The organism is Undibacter mobilis (assembly GCF_003367195.1).
In the GTDB taxonomy this organism is placed as follows: domain Bacteria; phylum Pseudomonadota; class Alphaproteobacteria; order Rhizobiales; family Xanthobacteraceae; genus Pseudolabrys; species Pseudolabrys mobilis.
This window is the reverse complement of sequence record NZ_QRGO01000004.1, coordinates 1-21,469: the sequence shown is the minus strand read 5'-3', so window position 1 is coordinate 21,469 and position 21,469 is coordinate 1. Positions and strand designations below refer to the sequence as shown.

Annotated in this window: 24 protein-coding genes, 2 tRNA genes and 1 pseudogene; 15 read left to right on the top strand and 12 right to left on the bottom strand. The window is 61.9% G+C overall.

The genetic code is table 11. The features are described from left to right. The 6 genes and pseudogenes from DXH78_RS19575 to DXH78_RS19550 form a co-directional block, all read right to left on the bottom strand. Window positions 1-116, bottom strand: a pseudogene (locus DXH78_RS19575) (porin); the annotation flags it as partial. 356 nt (window positions 117-472) lie between these two features. Next, on the bottom strand, window positions 473-1,654 hold the full coding sequence (locus DXH78_RS19570) for a tyrosine-type recombinase/integrase (protein WP_283805646.1): 1,182 nt from the start codon (window positions 1,652-1,654) through the stop codon (window positions 473-475). 559 nt (window positions 1,655-2,213) lie between these two features. Then, window positions 2,214-2,290 (bottom strand) — tRNA-Pro (locus tag DXH78_RS19565). A 102-nt stretch (window positions 2,291-2,392) separates the two neighbouring features. Beyond that, window positions 2,393-2,845 (bottom strand): DUF192 domain-containing protein, encoded by a 453-nt coding sequence (locus DXH78_RS19560; protein ID WP_115518959.1) that lies wholly within the window; start codon window positions 2,843-2,845, stop codon window positions 2,393-2,395. Window positions 2,846-3,040: 195 nt separating this feature from the next. Next, on the bottom strand, window positions 3,041-3,613 hold the full coding sequence (locus tag DXH78_RS19555; protein WP_115518958.1) for a cold-shock protein: 573 nt from the start codon (window positions 3,611-3,613) through the stop codon (window positions 3,041-3,043). A gap of 239 nt (window positions 3,614-3,852) precedes the next feature. Continuing rightward, window positions 3,853-4,611, bottom strand: a complete 759-nt coding sequence (locus tag DXH78_RS19550; RefSeq protein WP_115518957.1) for an SIR2 family NAD-dependent protein deacylase — start codon at window positions 4,609-4,611, stop codon at window positions 3,853-3,855. Window positions 4,612-5,246: 635 nt separating this feature from the next. Between DXH78_RS19550 and DXH78_RS19545 the strand changes: the two genes are divergently transcribed. After that, window positions 5,247-6,239 carry a hypothetical protein gene (locus DXH78_RS19545; protein ID WP_115518956.1) on the top strand — a complete coding sequence of 331 codons (993 nt, stop codon included), beginning with the start codon at window positions 5,247-5,249 and terminating at the stop codon, window positions 6,237-6,239. A gap of 330 nt (window positions 6,240-6,569) precedes the next feature. Then, a complete protein-coding gene (locus DXH78_RS19540) occupies window positions 6,570-6,830 on the top strand; it encodes a hypothetical protein (RefSeq protein WP_115518955.1) in 261 nt (86 codons plus the stop codon). 56 nt (window positions 6,831-6,886) lie between these two features. Here DXH78_RS19540 and DXH78_RS19990 read toward each other — a convergent pair whose 3' ends face one another. Continuing rightward, complete coding sequence (locus DXH78_RS19990) at window positions 6,887-7,357, bottom strand: hypothetical protein (RefSeq protein ID WP_168192897.1); 471 nt, start codon at window positions 7,355-7,357, stop codon at window positions 6,887-6,889. Window positions 7,358-7,854: 497 nt separating this feature from the next. Between DXH78_RS19990 and DXH78_RS19535 the strand changes: the two genes are divergently transcribed. From DXH78_RS19535 to DXH78_RS19525, 3 genes are all read left to right on the top strand, one after another. Further along, a complete protein-coding gene (locus tag DXH78_RS19535) occupies window positions 7,855-8,124 on the top strand; it encodes a hypothetical protein (RefSeq protein WP_115518954.1) in 270 nt (89 codons plus the stop codon). Between the two features lie 115 nt (window positions 8,125-8,239). Further along, complete coding sequence (locus DXH78_RS19530; protein WP_115518953.1) at window positions 8,240-8,695, top strand: VOC family protein; 456 nt, start codon at window positions 8,240-8,242, stop codon at window positions 8,693-8,695. A 237-nt stretch (window positions 8,696-8,932) separates the two neighbouring features. Further along, window positions 8,933-9,008: transfer RNA gene (locus DXH78_RS19525), tRNA-Glu, on the top strand. A gap of 133 nt (window positions 9,009-9,141) precedes the next feature. On the opposite strand, the gene DXH78_RS19520 is transcribed toward DXH78_RS19525, so the two are convergent. After that, window positions 9,142-9,555, bottom strand: coding sequence for a hypothetical protein (locus DXH78_RS19520; RefSeq protein ID WP_115518952.1), 414 nt, complete (start codon window positions 9,553-9,555; stop codon window positions 9,142-9,144). A 316-nt stretch (window positions 9,556-9,871) separates the two neighbouring features. On the opposite strand from DXH78_RS19520, the gene DXH78_RS19515 reads away from it, so the two are divergent. Continuing rightward, window positions 9,872-11,608, top strand: coding sequence for a cation:proton antiporter domain-containing protein (locus tag DXH78_RS19515; protein ID WP_115518951.1), 1,737 nt, complete (start codon window positions 9,872-9,874; stop codon window positions 11,606-11,608). Between the two features lie 17 nt (window positions 11,609-11,625). On the opposite strand, the gene DXH78_RS19510 is transcribed toward DXH78_RS19515, so the two are convergent. Next, the gene (locus DXH78_RS19510; protein ID WP_115518950.1) at window positions 11,626-12,543 is read right to left on the bottom strand and encodes an AraC family transcriptional regulator; all 918 of its coding nucleotides are present in this window, start codon (window positions 12,541-12,543) and stop codon (window positions 11,626-11,628) included. Between the two features lie 101 nt (window positions 12,544-12,644). On the opposite strand from DXH78_RS19510, the gene DXH78_RS19505 reads away from it, so the two are divergent. Genes DXH78_RS19505 through DXH78_RS19495 form a run of 3 tightly spaced genes read left to right on the top strand, consistent with a single transcriptional unit; the run spans window position 12,645 to window position 14,051 of the window. Next, on the top strand, window positions 12,645-13,400 hold the full coding sequence (locus DXH78_RS19505; protein WP_115518949.1) for an SDR family oxidoreductase: 756 nt from the start codon (window positions 12,645-12,647) through the stop codon (window positions 13,398-13,400). Between the two features lie 49 nt (window positions 13,401-13,449). Then, window positions 13,450-13,764 carry a hypothetical protein gene (locus DXH78_RS19500; RefSeq protein ID WP_115518948.1) on the top strand — a complete coding sequence of 105 codons (315 nt, stop codon included), beginning with the start codon at window positions 13,450-13,452 and terminating at the stop codon, window positions 13,762-13,764. 47 nt (window positions 13,765-13,811) lie between these two features. Then, the gene (locus DXH78_RS19495; RefSeq protein WP_115518947.1) at window positions 13,812-14,051 is read left to right on the top strand and encodes a DUF2171 domain-containing protein; all 240 of its coding nucleotides are present in this window, start codon (window positions 13,812-13,814) and stop codon (window positions 14,049-14,051) included. A 2-nt stretch (window positions 14,052-14,053) separates the two neighbouring features. Here DXH78_RS19495 and DXH78_RS19490 read toward each other — a convergent pair whose 3' ends face one another. Next, window positions 14,054-14,983 carry a DMT family transporter gene (locus DXH78_RS19490; protein ID WP_115518946.1) on the bottom strand — a complete coding sequence of 310 codons (930 nt, stop codon included), beginning with the start codon at window positions 14,981-14,983 and terminating at the stop codon, window positions 14,054-14,056. A 155-nt stretch (window positions 14,984-15,138) separates the two neighbouring features. On the opposite strand from DXH78_RS19490, the gene DXH78_RS19485 reads away from it, so the two are divergent. Both DXH78_RS19485 and DXH78_RS19985 read left to right on the top strand, forming a co-directional pair. Continuing rightward, a complete protein-coding gene (locus DXH78_RS19485) occupies window positions 15,139-15,507 on the top strand; it encodes a winged helix-turn-helix transcriptional regulator (RefSeq protein ID WP_115518945.1) in 369 nt (122 codons plus the stop codon). Window positions 15,508-15,696: 189 nt separating this feature from the next. Beyond that, on the top strand, window positions 15,697-15,873 hold the full coding sequence (locus DXH78_RS19985; protein WP_168192896.1) for a hypothetical protein: 177 nt from the start codon (window positions 15,697-15,699) through the stop codon (window positions 15,871-15,873). 4 nt (window positions 15,874-15,877) lie between these two features. Here the strand turns inward: DXH78_RS19985 and DXH78_RS19480 are convergent, their stop codons facing one another. Both DXH78_RS19480 and epmA read right to left on the bottom strand, forming a co-directional pair. Beyond that, entirely contained in the window at window positions 15,878-16,921 is a 1,044-nt protein-coding gene (locus DXH78_RS19480) for a lysine-2,3-aminomutase-like protein (protein WP_115518961.1), read from the bottom strand. Between the two features lie 10 nt (window positions 16,922-16,931). Then, window positions 16,932-17,990, bottom strand: coding sequence for an EF-P lysine aminoacylase EpmA (gene epmA / locus DXH78_RS19475; RefSeq protein ID WP_115518944.1), 1,059 nt, complete (start codon window positions 17,988-17,990; stop codon window positions 16,932-16,934). A 112-nt stretch (window positions 17,991-18,102) separates the two neighbouring features. Between epmA and efp the strand changes: the two genes are divergently transcribed. The 4 genes from efp to DXH78_RS19455 form a co-directional block, all read left to right on the top strand. Continuing rightward, the gene (gene efp / locus DXH78_RS19470) at window positions 18,103-18,672 is read left to right on the top strand and encodes an elongation factor P (protein ID WP_115518943.1); all 570 of its coding nucleotides are present in this window, start codon (window positions 18,103-18,105) and stop codon (window positions 18,670-18,672) included. Between the two features lie 68 nt (window positions 18,673-18,740). Next, the gene (locus tag DXH78_RS19465; protein WP_115518942.1) at window positions 18,741-20,459 is read left to right on the top strand and encodes a M23 family metallopeptidase; all 1,719 of its coding nucleotides are present in this window, start codon (window positions 18,741-18,743) and stop codon (window positions 20,457-20,459) included. 91 nt (window positions 20,460-20,550) lie between these two features. Continuing rightward, window positions 20,551-20,841 carry a hypothetical protein gene (locus tag DXH78_RS19460; RefSeq protein ID WP_115518941.1) on the top strand — a complete coding sequence of 97 codons (291 nt, stop codon included), beginning with the start codon at window positions 20,551-20,553 and terminating at the stop codon, window positions 20,839-20,841. Between the two features lie 138 nt (window positions 20,842-20,979). Further along, window positions 20,980-21,469, top strand: a 490-nt coding sequence (locus DXH78_RS19455; RefSeq protein ID WP_245416954.1) for a lytic murein transglycosylase, incomplete at its 3' end; no start/stop codon positions are given.

The window sequence follows — 21,469 nt, the reverse complement described above, 5'->3', positions numbered from 1 at the left end:
TTGAAGTTCACCTCGGCGCGGACGAAGCCGCCGACCTTGATGCAGGTATCCGTGCCCGGCATGTAGTAGAAGCCAGCACCGTAGAGCGAGCAAATCTTCACGTACTGGACCGGTTTGAAGATCGCCGTCCCGAAATTCTCAATCCCGTCAATCGCGGCCGGCCCACGGAAGGCTATTGTTCACTTTTTGTAGCCCAAGCACTGTCTCGGCCTGTCGTGGGTCGCGCTGAAATCCAAGTGATTGAATCGATTTCAAAATCGCAAAATGAACTCGTGAGATGACGCAAATGCGCAATAGGTATGGCGTCGGATTAGCGAATTAGGCCAGACAACGATGCACAAAAAAAACCGTGCGCCGATATTGGCGCACGGTTCGTTAGCGGGGCGTAAATGGCTCGAAGTTAGCGCGTCGCGGGCGAGTGCCAACAGCATCACCATTGCGATGCCGGCTCACTCACGCGCGGTGCATTCGGTTAGCTGTTGTGTTGTGGCGGCGGCTCGGCCGGAAAAGTCACGACATGCTGGATCAGATCGGCGGCGTCACTAAGGGTCTCTTGCGAAAGATGCGCATAACGTTGCGTGGTTCGCGCATGCATATGCCCGAGCAAGCCCTGCACGACATAAAGCGACACGCCACGATTGACCAGGAAACTGGCGAACGAATGCCGCAGATCATGCAGCCGCACATCGCCAAGGCCGGCACGTTTGCGAATTCGGTCCCACGGAAAGAACAATGACGCCGATGGTCGCCCTGTCACTTCCGAAGGAAAGATGTAGGAATTGCCCTCTATGCGCGGCGTCGCGGTCAGAAGCGCGATCGCCGACTGATTGAGGGCGATGACACGCGCCCTACCCGACTTCGATTTAGGCACCAGCAAAGTCTTGTTCTTCCAGTCGACGTAGTCCCATTTTGCGAAGGTGATTTCGTTGCGGCGCGCGCCGGTGAGTAGCAGAAGCAAAATCGAGCGCGCCGCGGTGCGGTTCTCGTCGGCATGGATCGCTCGCACCAAGTTCTCGGCTTCCCATTCGCTCAGGAACCGGTTGCGCTGGACGTCCGGTCCGGCGCTCAAGCCAGCGGCCGGATTGTTGTCGCCGCCGGGCGTCTTCCATTTGCGCGCCAGATTGTAGATGTAGCGCAGGATGACGATGACCCGGTTCATGGTGCCCGGGGCATAGCCGTCGACGCGCATCGCGTTGATTAGGCTCGATATGGCGTCGGTCTTGATCTCGTCGAGCGCCAAATGGCCGAGACGCGGAAGAACGTGAATACGCAGCACCGTTTCATCTGTCTGCCAGCTCGTCTTGTAGGTCTGGACATACGGGAGATAACGCTCGGCCACGAATTCGCGCAGCAAAGGGATGGCACGCATCTCGCGACGCTTCTGCTGCGGGTCGGCGCCGAGCAATGCCTCGGCAACAACCTGCCGCCCTTTGCGGCGGGCTTGATCCAGCGACAGCACGTCAGCCGGACCGATCTTATATTGCCGCTCGCGGCCTCGCTCGTCCGTATAGCGCTGGTAATAGGTCTTGCCGCCGGAACTCCGGACCTCAAGAAGGAACCCACGTTGACCGACGTCGAAAAAGTCAGCCTTCTTGCGCCCGGGTGGGCACAGTGCTTGGCGCACGAAACTGGTCGTTAGATACGCGACAGACATAAACAACATCAATGTAGAATAAACGAGAAAAATAACTGATCCCTATTGCGGCTTTTCACAACCAACTGCTGGTTTTTAAGTGCCTAAAAGTTCTGAGGTACAACTCAACCACTAACATTATTTTTTATAATCTATGCAATACTAAGTATGTATTATAGATTATTATTATTAATCTTCACGTCTTCTATCGTCCGACCAGCAACACATTCAGTAAACCACGAGTTGATCACAGAAATTCTTTAGGAAAATATACATTTGTTGAGTATTTTGGCAATACAACTTCACAAAGCCACGCCCGCCACAATGCAGTCATAGTTCTATAACCTAATTCAACTTAAGGTAGTCAACGAGCTGCGCTTTGAAACCTGCGCCCGGCCCGCGAAGTCCGTCAGACGCCCCCCCTCAAATTCCTCAATTTCTTTGGATTGCGCTGCCAACGTTTGTCACAATTGGGAAAAACGGTCTCGAAGCCATGAGGCAACGCTCTTCGTTGCCTCATGGCTTCTTCCGCCGAAAGGGCAAGAGACACCCAGGGAACACATTGAAATAGTACTGTAGGTGGTCGGAGCGGCAGGATTCGAACCTGCGACCCTCTGGTCCCAAACCAGATGCGCTACCAGACTGCGCTACGCTCCGAATATGACCTTCGGTCATGAATCCGGGACCGGCCGATACTGCACGCGGGTCCAGGATGCCGGCTAGGTACACGCTTCGCCGCGGCGCGGCAAGCAAAGCCCCTCAGCGGCCGAAAATGGGATGCCCGACCTTGTCGCCCGGCGCGATGCCGAGCTTGCGCGACGTCCCGGCGACAACCTCGAGCACGCCCCGCACCGGCCCGCGCGAGGGAACATTGCGCGTCGACAGCGGCGTCGTGTTCTCCTCGATGCGCCAGATGGTGCCGTCGCCGCGGATGAAGATCATGTCGAGCGAGACATAGGTGTTGTCCATCCAGAAGGCGACTTCCTGGTCCTTCTGGAAATCGAACAGCATGCCGTGACCCGGCGCCAGCTCCTTCCTGAACATCAGGCCCTTGGCCCGCTCCGCCTCGGTCCGCGCCAGCTCCACCGTGAAGGAATGGACGCCGCTCTTGCTGGCGATCGTCACCACACCCTCGTCGCCGGCCGCGCGCGCGGGAAGGACGGCAACCCACAATCCAAACAGGATCGCGGCGATCAGACGACAGCGGAGCATGAAGAGATCCTCGGGGACCGGGCGACTGTCGCAAGCAATCGCGGCAACGGCAAGACTTTGGCGGCAAGACTTGGGGAGCAAGACGCCGGCACAAGCCGCGAGGACCAACGCGCCCTGTCCGCCGCGCCGTCCTGTCAAAAGCAAAGGCCCGAGCGAACGGCCCGGGCCTTGAGAATTCCGTCGATCGGCGAGCGATCAGTGCGACGACAGCGCCAGCGGCCCACCGTCCGGCCGGACCTCGGCCGCCATCAGCCCCTTGGGCCCGGGCCCGAAGCGCACCAGCAAGGTCTGCCCCGGCCGCAACTCGGCGAAGCCGAAGCGGCGCAGCGTCTCCATGTGGACGAAGATGTCGGGCGTGCCCTCGCCGCGCGTCAGGAAGCCGAAGCCGCGCAGCCGGTTGAACCACTTGACCTGGACGCGCTCGAGCCCGCTGGTCGGCGTCACGCTGACATGGGTCCGCGGCGCGATTTCGGCCGGATGGATCGCGGTCGACTCATCCATCGAGACGACGCGGAAGGCCTGCAGGCCCTTCGGCCGCGGCTGCACTTCCACCACGATCCGCGCGCCTTCATAGGCGGTCTGGAAACCGTCGCGGCGCAGGCAGGTGACGTGAAGCAGAACGTCCGGCATGCCGTTGTCCGGAACGATGAAGCCGAAGCCCTTCGACACATCGAACCACTTGATCACACCGGCGACCTCGATGAGATCGGTTGCCCGTTCATCGCCAAGGTCTCGGACCAAGCCGGGTCGGAGATTTGTATCTGGCATTCGATCAATCCCGTTCGACGTCTCTGAGCCGGTCGGTGTTGAATACCGCTTCGGCGTTTGCCCCGTTTGACGCTTCCGGACGCCCGTTGAGTGAGGCGTTTGTTTGGAATCGCTTCGACGAATCTGTGGATTGAAGATAACACCCGGCCCTAAGCCGCAAAGGCCAAAATGCTATTGCACACAGCTTCTCAGGCGCCGTAGTCGCCGGCGAATCAGTCACAGCGTTGTTGTGCTGAAACTCAATGCCCGATGAAAGGGGCCAGCACGTCGCCGATGTCGTTGCGCACAACAAGATCGGCAACGTCGTCGAGTTCTGTCGGATCGCGATTGATGATGACGAGCCTGGCGCCGTTGCGTTTGGCCATCAGCGGGATGCCGGCCGCCGGCCAGACCACCAAAGACGAACCGACCGACAGGAACAAATCGCAATGGGCGGCGAGTTCCTGCGCCCGCCGCATCGGTTGGTCCGGCATGGCCTGACCGAACGAGACGGTTGCGGTCTTGATGATGCCGCCGCAGTCGCAATCCGGCGGCTCCTCGCTGGCTTCGAAGGTCTCGCGGATCGGCCCCAGCTCATAACGCCGCGCGCAATCGAGACAGACAGCGTAGGTCGTGTTGCCATGCAGCTCGATGACATCTTGCGCTGCAATACCGGACGCCTGATGCAGATTATCGATATTCTGCGTGACCACGGCGGCGGCCTTGCCCATCTTGTAGAGGCTCGCCAAGGCAAGATGCCCACGGGTGGGACGCGCCCCGGCAAAGGTCGCCTCGATATTGAAGCGCCGCCGCCAGGCTTCGCGGCGCGCCTCGACGCTGGCGACATAGTCCTCGAACGGGATGGGACGATTTTTGGTCCAGAGCCCGCCGGGCGAGCGGAAATCCGGAATGCCGGACTCTGTCGAGATGCCCGCCCCGGTGAACGGCACGATCCGCTCCGCGTCCTCGATGAGGTCGCGCAACACGGCAATCGCGGTGTCGAGGTCGGGAGCGATCATTGCACGAGCGGCGTTGAGGTTCTATGTGCGGTACGGCCTTACGCCTGCCGATCCCGGAGGTTTGTCCCACGTGATTTCTGCACAGGCAGGTGCATGAATTCAAATCCGGATTTTCTCGGAACACCTTAGCTCAGGCGACCGCACGTAACCCGCACGCCGCCACTTCCTGCATCAACACCTCAATGGCACGACGGGCCTGTACTTTTTAGTCTGCTCCCTATCCGGCTGATTGAGGTCGATAAGCCTGCCTCGAAGTCGATTTGTTTCCAGGTCAGTTGAGCTGCCGCCTCAGGTCTGCTTCCGGTCCCGAGCAAAATCATCCCCTGAGCCCGAATGTGGATATGGTCAGGCCGGCCTTTTCATTCAGGGCCTTACCCTTCACGCCTTCCTTTTCAGCCGCCTAGATTTTCTGGGCGATTTCGGCGGCTACCTTGGCCTTGATCTTCTCAACGCCTTCTATTTGGGTCTCGTGGTTCTTTTTAGTTTCGTCGCTCACTCATTTATCTTTCCTTGTGCCTCACAGCATGAGTCCAACAAGGGTGGCTGGCACCCCCGAGCAAGTAACCAATATTGCAAGCGGCAGTTGCGCCGAACTATCCGATAATGGATGGTGCCCTGGGTAATGGGGCTTAGCTATGAGCGACACCACGACGGAAACGCCTCGGGAAATTCCAAAGGGCGAAGAAGCCAGGAAGCTGGGCCAGCTTTACGAGGCGATCTCAAACGCAATCACCCGTCAGCATGGCCTGATACAAGGGCGGCTTAACGGCATTGTTTTCTTTAGCGGCGGCATCGTCGGCGCGCACAGCTTCATGATTGCGTTTGCGGGCGACAGCGCATGGACAGGCCAACCCTGGTGGCCAAACATCCTCTTATCTATTTTTGCTGGCCTATTCTGCCTTTGGTCTTCGTGGAGCGTATGGCTAGCCGTCTCACGGATGGAGCGTGAGAACGACAAGTTCTTTGAGGAGGGGCGCCGTGAGAAACTTGAACTCCTTGAATATCTACCTCCATTAGAAAGCGACCGCATATCAAGGCTTGGTAATTACGCGACCTCTTTATTCCCACTGATGGCGGCCGTACTATGGTTCACGACTGTTGTCCTTTTTTTCAACCCGCTCGCCGCGTCGCAAAAGTGGGGCGGAAATACCCAAACCTCAGCGCCCTCTGATCAAACATCTCTTCAGAGCAGATTGGATGCGCTTGAGAAAGCGCTATACGAGCAGAACCTTTTAATTGCGGCTATCCAGGCCAAGCAAGAGACCGTCAAGTTCGCATTCTCTGAAGAGACTATGTCGAAGCTTCAAACCAACATAGTTGCCCCTTTCGTAAAAGGGTCGGCTGAACTTGGTGTCAAAATCGACAACATGACATTCAAATATGAGAGCAATACTACCAATAACAAAGGTGAAGAAAATCCAAAGGTCGATTTTGACCCAGTCGTAAAGAGCCTGAATAACATCGCGTCAAAGATTGAGGCCATTAAGCCGGGGGATATCACGGTCAAGGCCGAGGTGACGGTCAAACCGACAGAGGCTCCGGCGAAGCCGAAGAAGAAGCGCGTCAAAAAGCGCAAGCCGTGTCAGTGTGGTGTCGAGCCCCAGCCTCAGCTCTTCATGCAGCATTAACAAACGACCGCTCGTCGCGGCGCATACGGCCCGTTGTCGTTTGCCGCTCGCAGGCCGTACTCATCCTGGTAGACGGAGAACCCATGAAAGGCCGACACCCCGTGGGGGCCAGTCGTGCTTGAACTTCCATAACCCGGTCTTTTCGTCCTTCTCCTGCCAGTGGTTACGGAGGGAAGCCAGGACTCCTTTGCAGTTGACTGCATCAAACCGGCAGCGGGGCAGAACTAGCCTGATGCTGTTCACGTCGCGCTCAGTGGCGACTTTGGGCAGGGAGACGTTGTTGCCCTCCCAGTAATCAATGACGTCGCTCCCCAAAAAGGAGATTGTCGCGTGACCCACCGCACAATCCAGGTCGTTGTCCGCCGCACCGTAACCTACGAGCGCATCGTAACGGCTCAGGTAGAGGAAACCGCCGAACGCGTTAATGACGACGCCCGCTATCCCATGCTTTGTACCGACGAAGCTAAGGACGCTGCTATCGCGAAAGCCAAGAGCAACACCCTCACCGGCTGGGAGCCTGGCGCGACAGAATACGAGGCTGTGTGGGCGCAGGTCGTGCCGAACGGCAAGATGGTGGACGTTGCAATCTGACTGCAAAGAAAAAGCCCCGCCGAAGCGGAGGCTTAAAAATGGTCGCGGGTTCTTAGTTACTTCACCGAATAAACGATGAAACCGTCGCCTTTCGCGAGCGTTTTGGTGAAAGTCATTGATGTTCCGTCGGGCAAACCTATACCCCCGGGCAGAAGTTGTGGACCCATTTCCGGATAAGGGCAGAATGGTCCCTTGCAGATCGGCTTCTTTGGCGGTGGCGGAATTATCGGTATCGGCTCTCCGGGGGGCTTAGAAAGACCAGGGCTTGGGTCCATCACTACTGCCACGTTACAAGGCCAACGACAGCGAGGCTTTCCAGGCTCCACCGGGGGCTTTTTCGCAACTTGTCCGTTTGAAATAACAAGTCCGTTGTCGAACCTGATGTTTCTTCCGATTTCGATCAGTTGGTCGCCCGAATACACAAAGGTCTTACCACCGGGCGCGGTGACAACCGTAGTCAAACCGGCCGTCTGCGCATTCGCCAGCGTAGCAAGACAGCAGAATAACGAAGCAATGAGAATTCTCATAAGCCCCCCCTATAACTGACAATCTATGATTGCAGAACGTACGGTATGGTGTAAAGCCTCGCCCGCTCCTTTCCGGCGTCCTCACAACGCCCGCTGAAAATCGAAAAGGCCCCGGGTCGAACCGGGGCCTTTGCCTATCTTTCTGTATACTCGGCTAGAAATTCAGCCATATCTTCACGGTAGTCGTACAGCATTGATTGCGGCTTATCTTCAGTCTCTTTCTTCACCGCTTTTCTCGGCTTGATCTCTACCTTAATGCGCGTCTTTATCAGTATCCGCATTCTATTTAATCCTTATATCTATTATGTTATTCGCCTCGAAAAGAGGCGCCCTCGTCAACGACGACGAGATGCGTTTTCCTAGCGGCTTCGTATTTGGTGTCAAATAATTCTAGATAATAAATAACCGCGCCTGTGGCCTTCCGCTACCAATCCCACATCCACCCGCCCTATAGAGCGCGGGTGGATGTGGGATGCGGCACGAAACGAGGACGGCGGATGGATTTTCGCTTGCGCACGAACCGCTACGACCCTCTGTGCCGCCTGTATCCCGGCCGTGTGCTCGTGAAGATGCTCGACCCGTACTACCGATCGGTAACGTTTGCCAAACAGGGCGACTATCAGGTCCACGGTGCCACCGTACGCATGGCTGGCCGCGTGGTCAGCAAGCTCAAGGACAAGGACATCCCCGGCAAGACGGACAGCCTCTTGCCGCTCATGGCTGCGCCTAAGGAAGCGCCCAAGGCCGAGCTTAAGAAGGCCAGTTAGGTCGCACGCAACCCGCACGCATTGCCCTGCCCCAGGGCTCCTTTTCCTGCTATTCCGTGCCCTTGAGTGCCCGAGCAGTTCGATATTTCGCCAATGTTCTCAAGGGAGTAAACGCATGCGATTTCTGCACACCATGCTGCGCGTCCGCAATCTCGACGACGCGCTCGATTTCTACGTCAACAAGCTCGGCCTGAAAGAGACGCGCCGCCGCGTCGACGAGAAGAACCGCTACACGCTGGTGTTCCTCGCCGGCAAGGACGATGGCGAGGCGCTCGACGTCGCCAAGAAGAAGGGCCGGCCCGGCCCCGAGGTGGAACTCACCTTCAACTGGGACACCGAGGACTACGGCGAAGCCCGCTACTTCGGCCACCTCGCCTATGAGGTCGACAATATCTACGAGACCTGCGAGCGGCTGATGAAGGCCGGCGTCACCATCAACCGGCCGCCGCGCGACGGCAACATGGCTTTCGTGCGCTCGCCCGACAAGCACTCCATCGAACTGCTGCAGAAGGGCGACCCGCTGCCGCCGCAGGAACCCTGGGCCTCGATGAAGAACACCGGGCACTGGTAATCGCCGCCATCGTCCCGATATGGGGAGACGAGGCAACAAAGGCTGCCGGGTGGGCCCAGTTGGCCTGTCCGGTGGCCAGTTGGCCCCCTTTGGGCGGCCCTTCGCCGCCTGCCCCGACCGAAAATTCCACTGACTTGTCGAAGACTTGAGGGAGTCTCGCCAGAGACCCGCCCAACACTTGCCCGACGCGGCGAACCCCTTTATAGGTCGCCGCCTTGGCGCCGTTCGGCGCCACTTGCGCCCTTCGTCTAGAGGCCTAGGACACCGCCCTTTCACGGCGGTAACAGGGGTTCGAATCCCCTAGGGCGCGCCAGCACAATCAATGACTAGCTTTCGGCTTGGCACCCGAGACCAACGGGTGTCCAAACAGAGCTTGCCCGCCGACCGTGGCGGGCTCTAATCGCGCATTCACACGCTGCCGAAAGCCGCCGATCTCACACCGCAGATCAAGATCGCTTTCTCGGCGGAGGGGCCGCGGGCGGCGGCGGTGGCAATTGCTGCAACACCACAGTGACGTTCGATGGATACTTCTTCCATGCGCCGGTAGCGGCGTCGACAATGCCGAGATCCAGAAGAAAGAAACTGGCAACAGTGGCGGCGGCAAGATCAGACGACAGAATCTGAGTCTTGGATTGATAGCCAGGCGCCGAGCAATCGAACGAAAGGTTGTTCTTCGATTTTGAAACCGTCACCGCGCGCTTCTCTGGCGTCGAAATGCCGAGCTGTTCGCCCTCGCGCATTACGATGCATGTGCCTGTCGGCGGCACGACGTCGACTGTGATCGTTTGCGTCGTCCCTTCGACGATGCTTGCGCAGCCCACGAGAAAGCCGGCGCCAGCTACGGCGCCGATAAGCCCCATTCGTTGCATGAATTCTCCCCTACCCGGGGCCGGTACAGCACGGGGCCACTCCAATGTCCAGCGAACGAGCACCGGCGCGAATTGTTGCGGGCCCGCGCATTGTTTAACCGCACTGCCTGCCGTCTTTTTGTGCGCAGAAACAGCCGGCCGTAAATGGGCCCTTCCCGTCTGCCGCCTCTTGCGCTGCTGCGCATAGCCGTCCCCGGCAACAGGTCGTCGTGGGGGCGTTGCGCCCTCAACGCCGCCAATCCCCCTTGCTCCGCGCCGCGGACGATGGTGTATCGTACAGGTCGGGGATCATATCGGGGCGACGCGCGTGCATCACGAAGTCACACTCATTGCCACGGTGGCGCTGGCCTTCGTGTTCGCCGCCGTCATGGGCTATGGCGCGGACCGGCTCCGCTTGCCCCCGCTGGTCGGCTACCTCGTCGCCGGCATGCTGATCGGCCCGGCGACGCCGGGCTTTGTCGCCGACGCCGCCTTGTCCGCCCAGCTCGCCGAACTGGGCGTGATCCTGCTGATGTTCGGCGTGGGCCTGCATTTCTCGGCGGCCGATCTGCTGGCGGTTCGCGGCGTCGCCGTGCCCGGCGCCATCGGCCAGATCATTCTCGCCACCCTCGTCGGTATCGGCCTGTGCGCGCTGTGGGGCTGGGGCATCGGCGCCGGCGTGGTCTTCGGGCTGAGCCTGTCGGTTGCCAGCACCGTGGTCCTGCTCAAGGCGCTGGAAGAGCGCAACATGGTCAATTCGGCCAACGGGCGCGTGGCGGTCGGCTGGCTCATCGTCGAGGATCTCGCGATGGTGCTGGCGCTGGTGCTGCTGCCGGCTTTCGCCGGCGTGCTGGGCGGGAATGCCGGCGGCGCCGGTCATGGTGCCGGCAATGCCGACGCGCTGACGATCGCGCTCAACATCGGCAAGACGCTGCTCAAGGTCGGCGCCTTCGCCGCGCTGGCGCTGTATCTGGGGCCGAAGATCGTGCCGCGCCTGCTGAAGATGGCGGCGCGCACCGGCTCGCGCGAATTGTTCACCCTCACCGTGCTGGCGCTGGCGCTCGGCATCGCCTTCGGCGCCGCTGTCGTGTTCGACGTGTCCTTCGCGCTCGGGGCGTTCTTCGCCGGCGTCGTCATGAGCGAGTCGCGGCTCAGCCACCGCGCCGCGGCCGACTCCCTGCCGCTGCAGGACGCCTTCACCGTGCTGTTCTTCGTCTCGGTCGGCATGCTGTTCGATCCCACCGTGCTCTTCCGCGAGCCCGGCAAGGTGATCGGCGCGCTGGCGCTGATCATGATCGGCAAATCGGTCATCGCCTTCCTGATCGTCATGGCGCTGCGCTATCCGATCGGGCTCGGCCTCACCGTGGCGGCGAGCCTGGCGCAGATCGGCGAGTTCTCCTTCATCCTCGCCGGCCTCGGCATTTCGCTCGGCCTGCTCACCCGCGAGGGCCAGGATCTCATCCTCGCCGGCGCCATCCTCTCCATCATCCTCAATCCCCTCGCCTTCATGGCGAGCGATGCGTTGCAGAAGATCGTGCGCGTCCGCTGGCCGGCGCAGTGGGCCGGCTATGGCCGCCAGCGCAGCGACGCGCTCGGCGCCGAGCTGCAGCGCATCCGGGATCTCGGCGAGGAACGCGAGGCGCAGCATCAGCTCGAGATGCACAAGCTCATCAAGACATTCCCGCTGTTCGCGCAGGTCGACGAGCATTCGCTGGAAGAGCTGATGCTGCTGTTCAAGCCGAGCTCGGCCTCGCCCGGCGACCGCGTCGTCCGCAAGGGCGACCGCGGCGACGGCATGTTCTTCATCGCCGCCGGCGCCGTCGAGGTGAAGCTGGAGCAGAAGTCGATCCGGCTCGAGGCCGGCAGCTTCTTCGGCGAAATGGCGTTGCTCAGCGGCGAGCGCCGCATCGCCGACGTGGTCGCCATCGACTTCTGCGAGTTCCTGGTGCTGTCGCGCCGCGACTTCAACCGCTTCGTGGCCAAGCATCCGGAGCTGCGCGCGGCGGTCAGCGAGATGGCCAGCCAGCGGCGCAAGACCAACACCGCGCCCGCCGACGCCGAATAAGCTTCCGGCCCTCGTCGCTAAGCCAATGCCGCAACAGCGCCCGCCCGCGCGAACCGTCCCGGCGGCTGGCCGACATGGCGGCTGAAGGCGGTGCTGAAGGTGCTCGCCGAACCGTAACCGACGCGGCGCGCCACTTCGTCGAGCGCCATATCACTGCCGCGCAGTAAATCCTTGGCGAGCGCCATGCGCCAGGACAACAGATATTCCATGGGCCGCAAGCCCACGGTGCGCGTGAAGCGATCGAAGAAAGCCGAGCGCGACATGCCCGCTTCGCGCGCGAGTTCGTCCACGGTCCATGACCGCTCCGGATCGCCGTGCATGCGCCGCAGCGCTTCGGCGACGCGCGTATCGGCCAGGCCGCGCAAAAGGCCGGCGGGGGCGTTCTTGCCCCGCGTGGCCCGCAACGCTTCGATCAGCAACACCTCGACGAGACGCGTCAGCAGCAGATCGCGGCCGGCGCGTTGCGCGGCCGCCTCTTCGCCGAACAGCCGTACCAAGGTCGCCAGCCGTTCGTCACCGTGAATGTGGATCATCGCCGGCAACAGGGAGACGAGCAGCGCCGCGTCCGGCGAGTCGAACGAGAAGTAGCCGCCGCGCAGCCGAACATCGGCGGGACCGTCGGCGCGGCCGTGGCGGATTTCCTCGCCGGGCATTTGCGCCGCCACGATCGGATCGATGCGCTTCGGGCTCGCCGGCTCGAAACCCGACATGATGAAAGCCGGCGTCGCCGGCAGCAGAACGAAGTCGCCCGCTTCCAGGACGACCGGCGCCTCGCCTTCGACAGCGAGGCGGCAGCGGCCTTCGATCACCGCGCAGAAGCCCGGCTGGCCGAAGGCGGAATAGCTCACCGCCCAGGCGCCGGCCCCGCTGATGCCTTTTGCGACCATGGCGCGGGGCCGCAGCAGGTCGATGATCTGGGCGAGCGGATCGGTCATTTCAGGACTTATGCAAACTATATATGGACTATTCGTTGATGATAGTCCTGCTTACTAGTCCTATCCTTCTGTTGTCAACCGCACCCCAGAAGGAGCCCCCCATGAACCCCAGCAGAAACACCGTCCTGATCACCGGCTGCTCGTCCGGCTACGGCCTCGAGACCGCCCGCCATTTCCACGCCCAGGGCTGGAATGTGATTGCCACCATGCGCAGCCCGCGCGAGGACCTGTTGCCGCGCGCCAGCACCCTACGCGTCCTGCCGCTCGATGTGACCAAGCCCGAGAGCATCGCGGCCGCGCTCGACGCCGCCGGCCCCATCGACGCGCTGGTCAACAATGCCGGCATCGGCGTCGTCGGTGCGTTCGAGGCGACGCCGATGGCCCATATCCGCAAAGTGTTCGAGACCAACACCTTCGGCGTCATGGCGATGACGCAGGCCGTGATCCCGCAATTCCGCGCGCGCCGCGCCGGCGTGATCGTCAATGTCACATCGAGCGTGACACTCGCCGCCATGCCGCTCGCCGCCGCCTACACCGCCAGCAAGCAGGCCATCGAAGGCTTCACCGGATCGCTGGCGCACGAGCTTGGCCACTTTGGCGTCCGCGCCAAACTCGTCGAGCCCGGCTACGCGCCGACGACGCGGTTCGCGCACAATACGGCGGTGCGCATCGAAGACCTGATCCCGCAGGTCTATGCCGCTTACGCGGCCCCGATCTTCGCAACTTTCGCAGAACCGGCGCTGATCACGACGGAACGCGACGTCGCCGAAACGGTGTGGCGCGCCGCGAACGACCGGACGACTACGCTCCGCTTCCCGGCCGGCGCCGACGCCGTGGCACTGGCACGGGCAGCCTGACGGGAACCTTGGTTCCTCCGCGCGCTTGTAACGCCCGGAGGACACCACTTTGAAAAAGCCCAAAAAGTCCAAGCGACCCAAGCGCGATGCCGTCTCGCCGTTCCGCGACAAGATCTGGGACCTGTTCCGGTCTCATGCCGAGGGCCTGGACGGCGCCGATGTCGTTCTCGCCCTGCGGCAGGCGGGCGAGGAAATCTGGGCCGTCGGCATCGACGACGTCTACAGCGCCATGCCGCATCAGGACGACGAGCCGCTCGGCAATGCCTTCGACATCACCTGGCTGACCGTGGTCTGCATCAAGTTGCAGGAGATCAAGGAAGGCAAACGGCCGACGACGCGCATCCGCGGGCCGAAGGCGGCGTGAACATTTGCCGGCGCCGCGCGTTGATCGCAAGAGCACAGGAGGCATGCATGGCAGAGATCAAGGAACACATGAAAATCATCGGCAAGGACGGCGCCCATGTCGGCACCGTCGATCGTGTCGAAGGCGACCGCATCAAGCTGACCAGGACGGACAGCCCGGCCGGCCACGAGGACCATCATCACTATATCGACCGCAAGCTGGTCGGCGCCGTCGAAGGCGATGTGGTCAAGCTCTCGGTCAATGCGTCGTCGGTGCCGGAAACGGAAGCGTCGGGCGCCAAGGTCTGACGTCAGGTTTTTGCCGCATCGGGGCGGCCTCCCGAGGCCCGTTGCCTTTTGGGCGCTCGCAGCACGCCGACGCCGACCAGAATGCCGGCCAGCACCAGGCCGAAGCCCGCCAGCATTTCCGGCGTCAATCGCTCGCCGAGCCACAAGATGCCGAGCACCATTGCCGCCACTGGATTGAGCGTCAGATAGAGGACCGTCGTCGTCGGCGGCAGCCAGCGTAACGCCCACATGAAGAGCGAAAACTGAACGGCGCCGGCAACGGTGCCGAGAAAAACCACTGCGAGCCAGCCTTTGGCGCTGAAGACCGGCAACGCCGGTCCATGTGTGAGGACGACAACGGGCAACAACGCCAGCACCGCGAAGGCCATGGCGAGCGCGGTGACGAAGAGCGGGCCGTGGCGCATCAGCGTCGCGCGGCTGAAGACCGAATAGATCGCGGCGCAAAAGACCCCCAGCAGCATTAGCCCGTCGCCCAACAGATAACCCGCATGGCCGGGCTGGAAAGCCGCCGTCCCGAAAGCAACAACGATGCCGGCAAAGGCCATGCCGACACCCAGCACCTTGGCCGATGTGAAACGCTCCCTGCCGAAGATGAAGGCAACGATCATGGTCTGGATCGGAATGGTGGCAAGCCCGATGGCGCCGCGCGCCGCCGGCACATAGTGCAGCGATGCATTGAAGGCCCAGGGAAACAGCACGAAGAACAGAATGCCGAAGCCGGCAATCTGCGCATAGTCGGCGAGGCTCAGGCGTTCGCGCGGCCAGATCGCCTTAAGGAATGGCGCAAAGCAGCCGACCGATATGACGTAACGATAAAAAACAAGCGAGAGCGGATCGGTCTCGCCGATGACGAAGCGCGTGGCGACAACGGCGGTGCCGGCACTGACGGCGGCGGCGAATGCCGCGATGTGAGCCAGTACGATCCTGTTCATGAGCGCCCCCCTGCCCGGGCCGTGGCCGGCCGCTTGTCACTTGCATTATGCAAGTGACGTTAGGCCGCACACTTTCGTTTTGCAAGTGACTTTGCTAGAAAGTCGGGAGCCGCATGACGACAGGACCGCGGCGAATGATGGAGATGCCACAAGCAATGGCCAGCCACGACTTCCGTTCGTCCTGCTCGATCGCCCGCACACTCGAATTGGCCGGCGACAAATGGACCCTGCTGATCGTCCGCGACCTGATGTGGCACGGCAAGCAAACGTTCCAAGCGCTGCAGGACAGCGCTGAGCACATCCCCTCCAACATCCTGTCGGAACGGCTCAAGCGCCTCGCTCAATGGGGCCTCGTGCAACGCGTCGCTTACCAGCAAAGACCGGTCCGCTATGCCTATCACCTGACCGACAAGGGCAAGTCGCTGGAGCCCGTGTTGCTCCAGATCATGGCATGGGGACACCGACATCTCGGCGGCGGGCGTTACGACCCGAAGACACGCAAGAGCACCAGACCAGCCGGCTGACGGTGACACCTATCGAACGCAGCGGCCGCTGCCAGGGTCGCCTGCGTCAATTTGCGCGGCCCGGTGCGCTCATGTCTGCCATGCAGGCCAATGGCACCAATCGGTCGCAATTTAACGCAGAAGTTATGGAGGGAATCCCGGCCGCGCGACTAGATTTCCAGCGTGGTGTTTCGAGCAGGAGCGGAAGCCATGATCAACAGCAAGAGCGTTGCCGCCAGAAGCGCGATGTCGTCGCGCACCGTCGTCGATGCGCTGCGCCGCGATGCCATGTTCATCTGGAACGTGCTGATCAGCGCGGTGTTCGTCGCCTTCGCCGCGCTTGCGGTTGCCTCCGCCCTGATCGACCTGATTTCGATCCGTCACTGACACGCTAACGGTAGGCGTGACGCCGGCCGGTGAAGTCTTCCACCTCGTATCCCGCCTCGTTCGCGCCGAGATAGTTCGGCCCGATCGGCGATTTGCCGTGGCCGCCCGGGATGTCGAGCACATAAGACGGCTGACACAGCCCCGAGACGCGGCCACGCAGTTCGCGCATGATCGCCTGCCCGGCGGCGATGTCGGTGCGCAGATGCGCCGTGCCGGGCGCCAGATCGCCGTGATGCAGATAATACGGCTTGATGCGGGTCTCGACGCAGGCGCGCATCAGGTCTCGCATGGCGTCGGCGGTATCGTTGACGCCCTTGAGCAGCACCGATTGGCCGACCAGCGGCAGTCCGGCATCGGCCAGCCGCGCGCAGGCGGCGCGTGCCTCAACGGTCAGTTCGCGAGCATGATTGACGTGAACGGCGACATAGACCGCCTTGCCCTTGAGCTTGAGCGCGCGCACTAGATCGGCCGTGATGCGTGACGGTTCGGCAATTGGCATGCGCGTGTGAATGCGCACCACCTTCACATGCGCGATGGCGGCGAGTTCCTGCATCACCGCGCGCAGCCGGCGCGGCGACAGGATGAGCGGATCGCCGCCGGTGAGGATGACTTCCCAGATGCCGCTATTGGCACGGATGTAATCGAGCGCGGCTTTCAGCGCCTCGGCCGACAGCGCATTCGGCTTGTCGGGACCGACCATTTCACGGCGAAAACAGAAGCGGCAATAGACCGCGCAGACATGGGTGAGCTTGAGGAGCACGCGATCGGGATAGCGATGCACAACGCTTTCGACGGGCGAATGGGCATCGTCCCCGATCGGATCGGCCAGTTCCTCAGGGCGCGTCTCCAGTTCCGCCGCATCGGGCACGAACTGGCGCGCAATCGGATCGTTGGGATCGGCGCGGTCGATCAGCGCGGCCAGCGCCGGCGGCAGTGCCACCGCGTAGCGCGCGGCGACTTTCTCCAACACGGCGCGTTCTTCCGGCGTGACGAAACCTTCGTCAACGATCTCGCCGGCCGTGCGCAAAGTCCTGATGTGTTTGTTCATGGCAATCAATCTATTCCTGAACGGGTGTCCAGATCACCTGCTCGATATGCTCGGCGCCGGCGGCCAGCATCGCCAGCCGTTCGAAACCCAGTGCGATGCCGGAAGCCGGCGGCATGGTGGCGAGCGCGTCGAGAAAATCCTCGTCGATCGGGTAACGCTCGCCGTGAATGCGTTCCTTCTCGTCCATCGCCGCATTGAAGCGCCGCCGCTGCTCGCCGGCATCGGTCAGTTCGGCGAAGGCATTGCCGAGTTCGATGCCGCAGGCATAGATCTCGAAGCGTTCGGCGACTTTATCACCTCCGGGCAATCCAGTTGAAGGTTTGGCCCGCGCCAGCGCCGCCTGCGGCAAAGGATACTCATAAAGAATTGTGGCCCGTTCATTGCCGAGGTGCGGCTCGATCTTCTCGACCAGAATGCGGCTGAAGATGTCGCCCCAGTCGTCGTCGCTGCCATAGGCGATGCCGGCCTGCGCCGCTTCGCGCGCCAGACGGTCACGATCGCCCTCGCCTTTATGGATCGTGCCGAGCAGGTCGATCCCGGCATAATGCGCAAAGGCCTCGGCCACCGTGAGCCGCTGCGGTGCGGCGAAGGGGTCGATCTCGCGCCCGCGATAGGCAAAGCGCGCCCTGCCAGTGGCGCGGGCCGCCACGGCGATGAGCGCGGCGCAATCGTCCATCAGCGCCTCGTAAGGCTCATTGGCGCGGTACCATTCGATCATCGTGAATTCGGGGTGGTGCAGCGCGCCGCGCTCCCGGTTGCGGAACACCCGGGCGAAATCGACGATCCGTGTTTCGCCTGCGGCGAGCAGCTTCTTGCAGGCAAATTCCGGAGAGGTCCGCAAATACCGCGGCCGCACCACCGTATCCGGCCCGATCAGGCCGGTCGAAAAGGCGTGCAGATGGGTCTCGTTGCCCGGGGACACCTGCAGGACAGCGGTTTCGACCTCGAGAAAGCCGGCCCCGGCGAACCAGGCCCGGAGCGCGGCCATCACCTGCCCGCGGGCCAATAGATAAGGCCGGCGCGCTGCGTGCCGCCCCGGCAACCAGAAATTGGGCTGATTTCCAGCCATTTACAGAGCCCGGCCCCCGGTCCGGAAAGGCTGGAAATGGACGGGAAGATCGCTATGGTGCCCCCCGAATCCGGCCCCGTTTGCCGGGACCGTCTCTTTTTCAAGGATCGTCATCGTGAAGGTCATCGCCAGCCAAATCCGTAAGGGCAATATCGTCGATCTCGACGGCAAGCTCTGCGTCGTCCTGCATGCCGAAAGCTTCCACCCCGGCAAGGGCACGCCCACCACCCAGATCGATATGCGCCGGATTTCGGACGGCGTGAAGACCCAGATGCGCTACAAGACCACCGACCCGGTCGAGCGCGCCCACGTCGAAGAGGTGGAGTATTCCTACCTCTATCAGGACGCCGAGGGCTTCCATTTCATGAACGATGAAAACTACGAGCAGGTCCAGATGCAGGCCGACGTCGTTGGCGATGCCGCGCCCTATCTGCAGGAAGGCATGAAGGTGAACCTCTCGATTCACGAGGGCGTCGCGATCTCGATCGAAATCCCGCAGAAGGTGACGCTGGAAATCACCGAGACCGAGCCGGTGGTGAAGGGCCAGACTGCGTCGGGCTCGTTCAAGCCCGCCATCCTGTCGAACGGCGTGCGAACCATGGTGCCGACCCACATCGTGCCGGGCACCCGCGTCGTGGTGATGACCGCCGACGGCGCCTATGTCGAGCGTGCCAAGGACTGATCATTGACGAGTTGCGGCGGGGCGTGGCGCCCCGCCCGGCTCCACATGCAGAAATCAAGGGGCGTGGCTTGAAGTCTCCGGTTCTTGTCGGCGCTGCGCTTCTGACCTTGATCTCGCTCGGCATGGCTTCCGCCTCGGAAATGCTGGCGCCCAAGGTCACGATCAGTCCGGTGGACTGGCCCGCCGCTGCAGCGGCGCTGAAGGAGACGATCAAGGATTTGGGCGACGGCACGCCCGCCGAACAATTCGCGCGACTCAACGCCATCACCGAAAAGCGCCTGCCCGGCATCGCCAAGAGCAGCGTGCCGGTGCTGCTGCCGATCGACCTTGCCGCCTTGAAGGCCGATGGCGACAAGACGGAGGCGAAGACTTCCGACAAGTATTTCGGTCCGTTTCATCCAACACAGTATTTCCTGCCCGGGCCGGCCGGTTACAGCGGCACCTATCTGCTCGACATCGGCGGCGGACCGTTCAAGGTCAGCTACAAGAAGAAGCCGGTCGAGATCGAATTCACCGGCGCGGCCTTCACCTACAATCTCGACGGCCCCAGCCACGAGGAAGTGTTCACGCCGAAGGACAAGGACCTCGTCGCGCAGTTTCCCGGCATCAAACGCCTGCTGCACGAAGCGCATGTGCGCTACGCCTTCGAGCGTTACGGCGTTCCCTATATCCTGTCGATCCAGTGCTACGACCGGCGGCCGTCGTCGAAATTCCTGTCGTGCCGCGAAGCCGACCCGATCGCCGAAGCGTTTCTCAAGCGGCTGCAGATTGCCGGCGGCACGCCGCAAAAGATCAAAGAGCCCAAGCTCGACCTGACGCGACCGGAAGCGAAGTCCGACTTCACCTATTACGCGCCCGGCGATCTCATTCCCGGCTCCGGCTACAAGAAAGAGCCCGGCACCGCCGATTATCACGTCTATGCGATCATGCGTTTTCCCATCGCCAATGCACCGGCCTATGTGAAGTCGCAAAGCTTCATGCCATGGGGCGATTGCTATCGCACCGGCCACACCGGGCGCATCGGCCGCAAGGACGCGCCCTATAGCTGCAAGGTCAACGGCCTGCCGCTGACCTTCAATGAATCGGCCCCGGTGAACTTCAATTATCCTTGGCGCGACAACTTCTGCGAATATCGCGACTTTCAGGTCGGCCAGTGCGCCGGCGGCCGCGGCCATCAGGGCCAGGACATCCGCCCGTCCAATTGCGTGATGACCAACGAAGGCTCGGACCGCTGCGAACCTTATCACCACACCATCGCAGCGGCGCGCGACGGCCTGATCTGGCGGCTCAAGGGCAACCTCGCGGCCTACCTGGTGCTCAACAACGCCAACGAGTTCGTGCGCTTGCGCTATCTGCACATGAACCCGGATTACATGGATGCGGAGGGCCTGCTCACCGGGCGACAGGTCAGCGAAGGCGAAATCATCGGCAAGGTTGCAACCTGGGGCGACTACGAGAGCGGCACGTCCTATCATCTGCATTTCAACATGCAGGTGGTGACCAAATCCGGCTGGGTCTGGGTCAATCCCTATATGTCGCTGGTGCTGTCCTACGAGAAAATGATCCGCGGCCGCGGCACCGAACTGAAAGAAGGCGACCCGTTGCCACCGGTGCCGGCCAAGCCTCCGGTGATCCTCAATCCGTCGCTGGTGGCTGCCGACAAGACCGCGCCGGCCAATGGCGCGGCGACGCAGGCCGAGAAGCCGAAAGCCAAGTCCATCCTCGAAAAGGTGCGCAAGAAGATCCGCCGTTACCGGCGCAAGCCGCGCACCGAGACCGACGAATAGTTCCGTCATTCAAGACGGAACGGCCTGCCTCCTTCCGTGGTTATTACCGTGACGCCTTCGCGTCCGTGAATAATTCATTCGAGGAGGAACCATGAAGAAGTTGAGCACCGCACTGCTGGCCGGCGCCTTTGCGCTGACCACCGCGACCGCTTTCGCCCAGGTCGGCGTTAACGCCGGGACATCAACATCGGGTGGCGCGGCCGTCACCGGGACCAAGGGTTCCGGTTCGCTCGGAACCTCGACCGGCGCCGGCGCCACTGTCGGCGGCACCAAGGCCAATGTCGGCGCTGATGCGTCGGGCAATGCCGCCGCCAAGAAAAAACAAGGCACCACGACCGGCAGCGGCGCTGCAGGCGTGGGCGCGACCGGAACCGTCAAGTAACGTCGTGTTCCGTTGAATAAAGCCTCCACGGCCCCGTGCTGTGGAGGCTTTTTCGCATCAGCGATAATGCGCGAACGTGCCGCGGCGGAGCTTTGCGACGCCGATTGTGCGGACAGTCCTGCCCTATAGACTGCCGCCATGGCTCGATTCGACGATTTTTCGCCCCTGCATCTCAACCGCCGCACCCTCATGGGTGGCGCGCTGGCGCTGGCCGGCACCCTCGCAACCCACGGCACCGCTTTCGCCCAATCGGCGGCGTTCCAGAAATGGGTGGCGCATTTCCGTGAACAGGCGGTTCGGCGCGGCGTGTCGGAAGCGACCTATGACCGCGTGATGGGTCACATCAAGCCCGACACGGCGGTCTACGAACTGCAGCGCCGCCAGCCCGAATTCACCGAGGAGATGTGGCAGTACATCAACCGCCGCTGCTCCGACTGGCGCGTTACCACGGGCAAGCAGCGGGCCAAGGAGCACGCGGCGCTGCTGGCGCGGCTCGAGCGTGAGTACGGCGTCGACCGCTACGTGCTGCTCGGCCTGTGGGGCATGGAGTCCTCGTTCGGCGACGTCATCGACAACCCCAAATACATGCGGCCGATCATTCCGGCCCTGGCTGCGCTCGCCTTCGGCG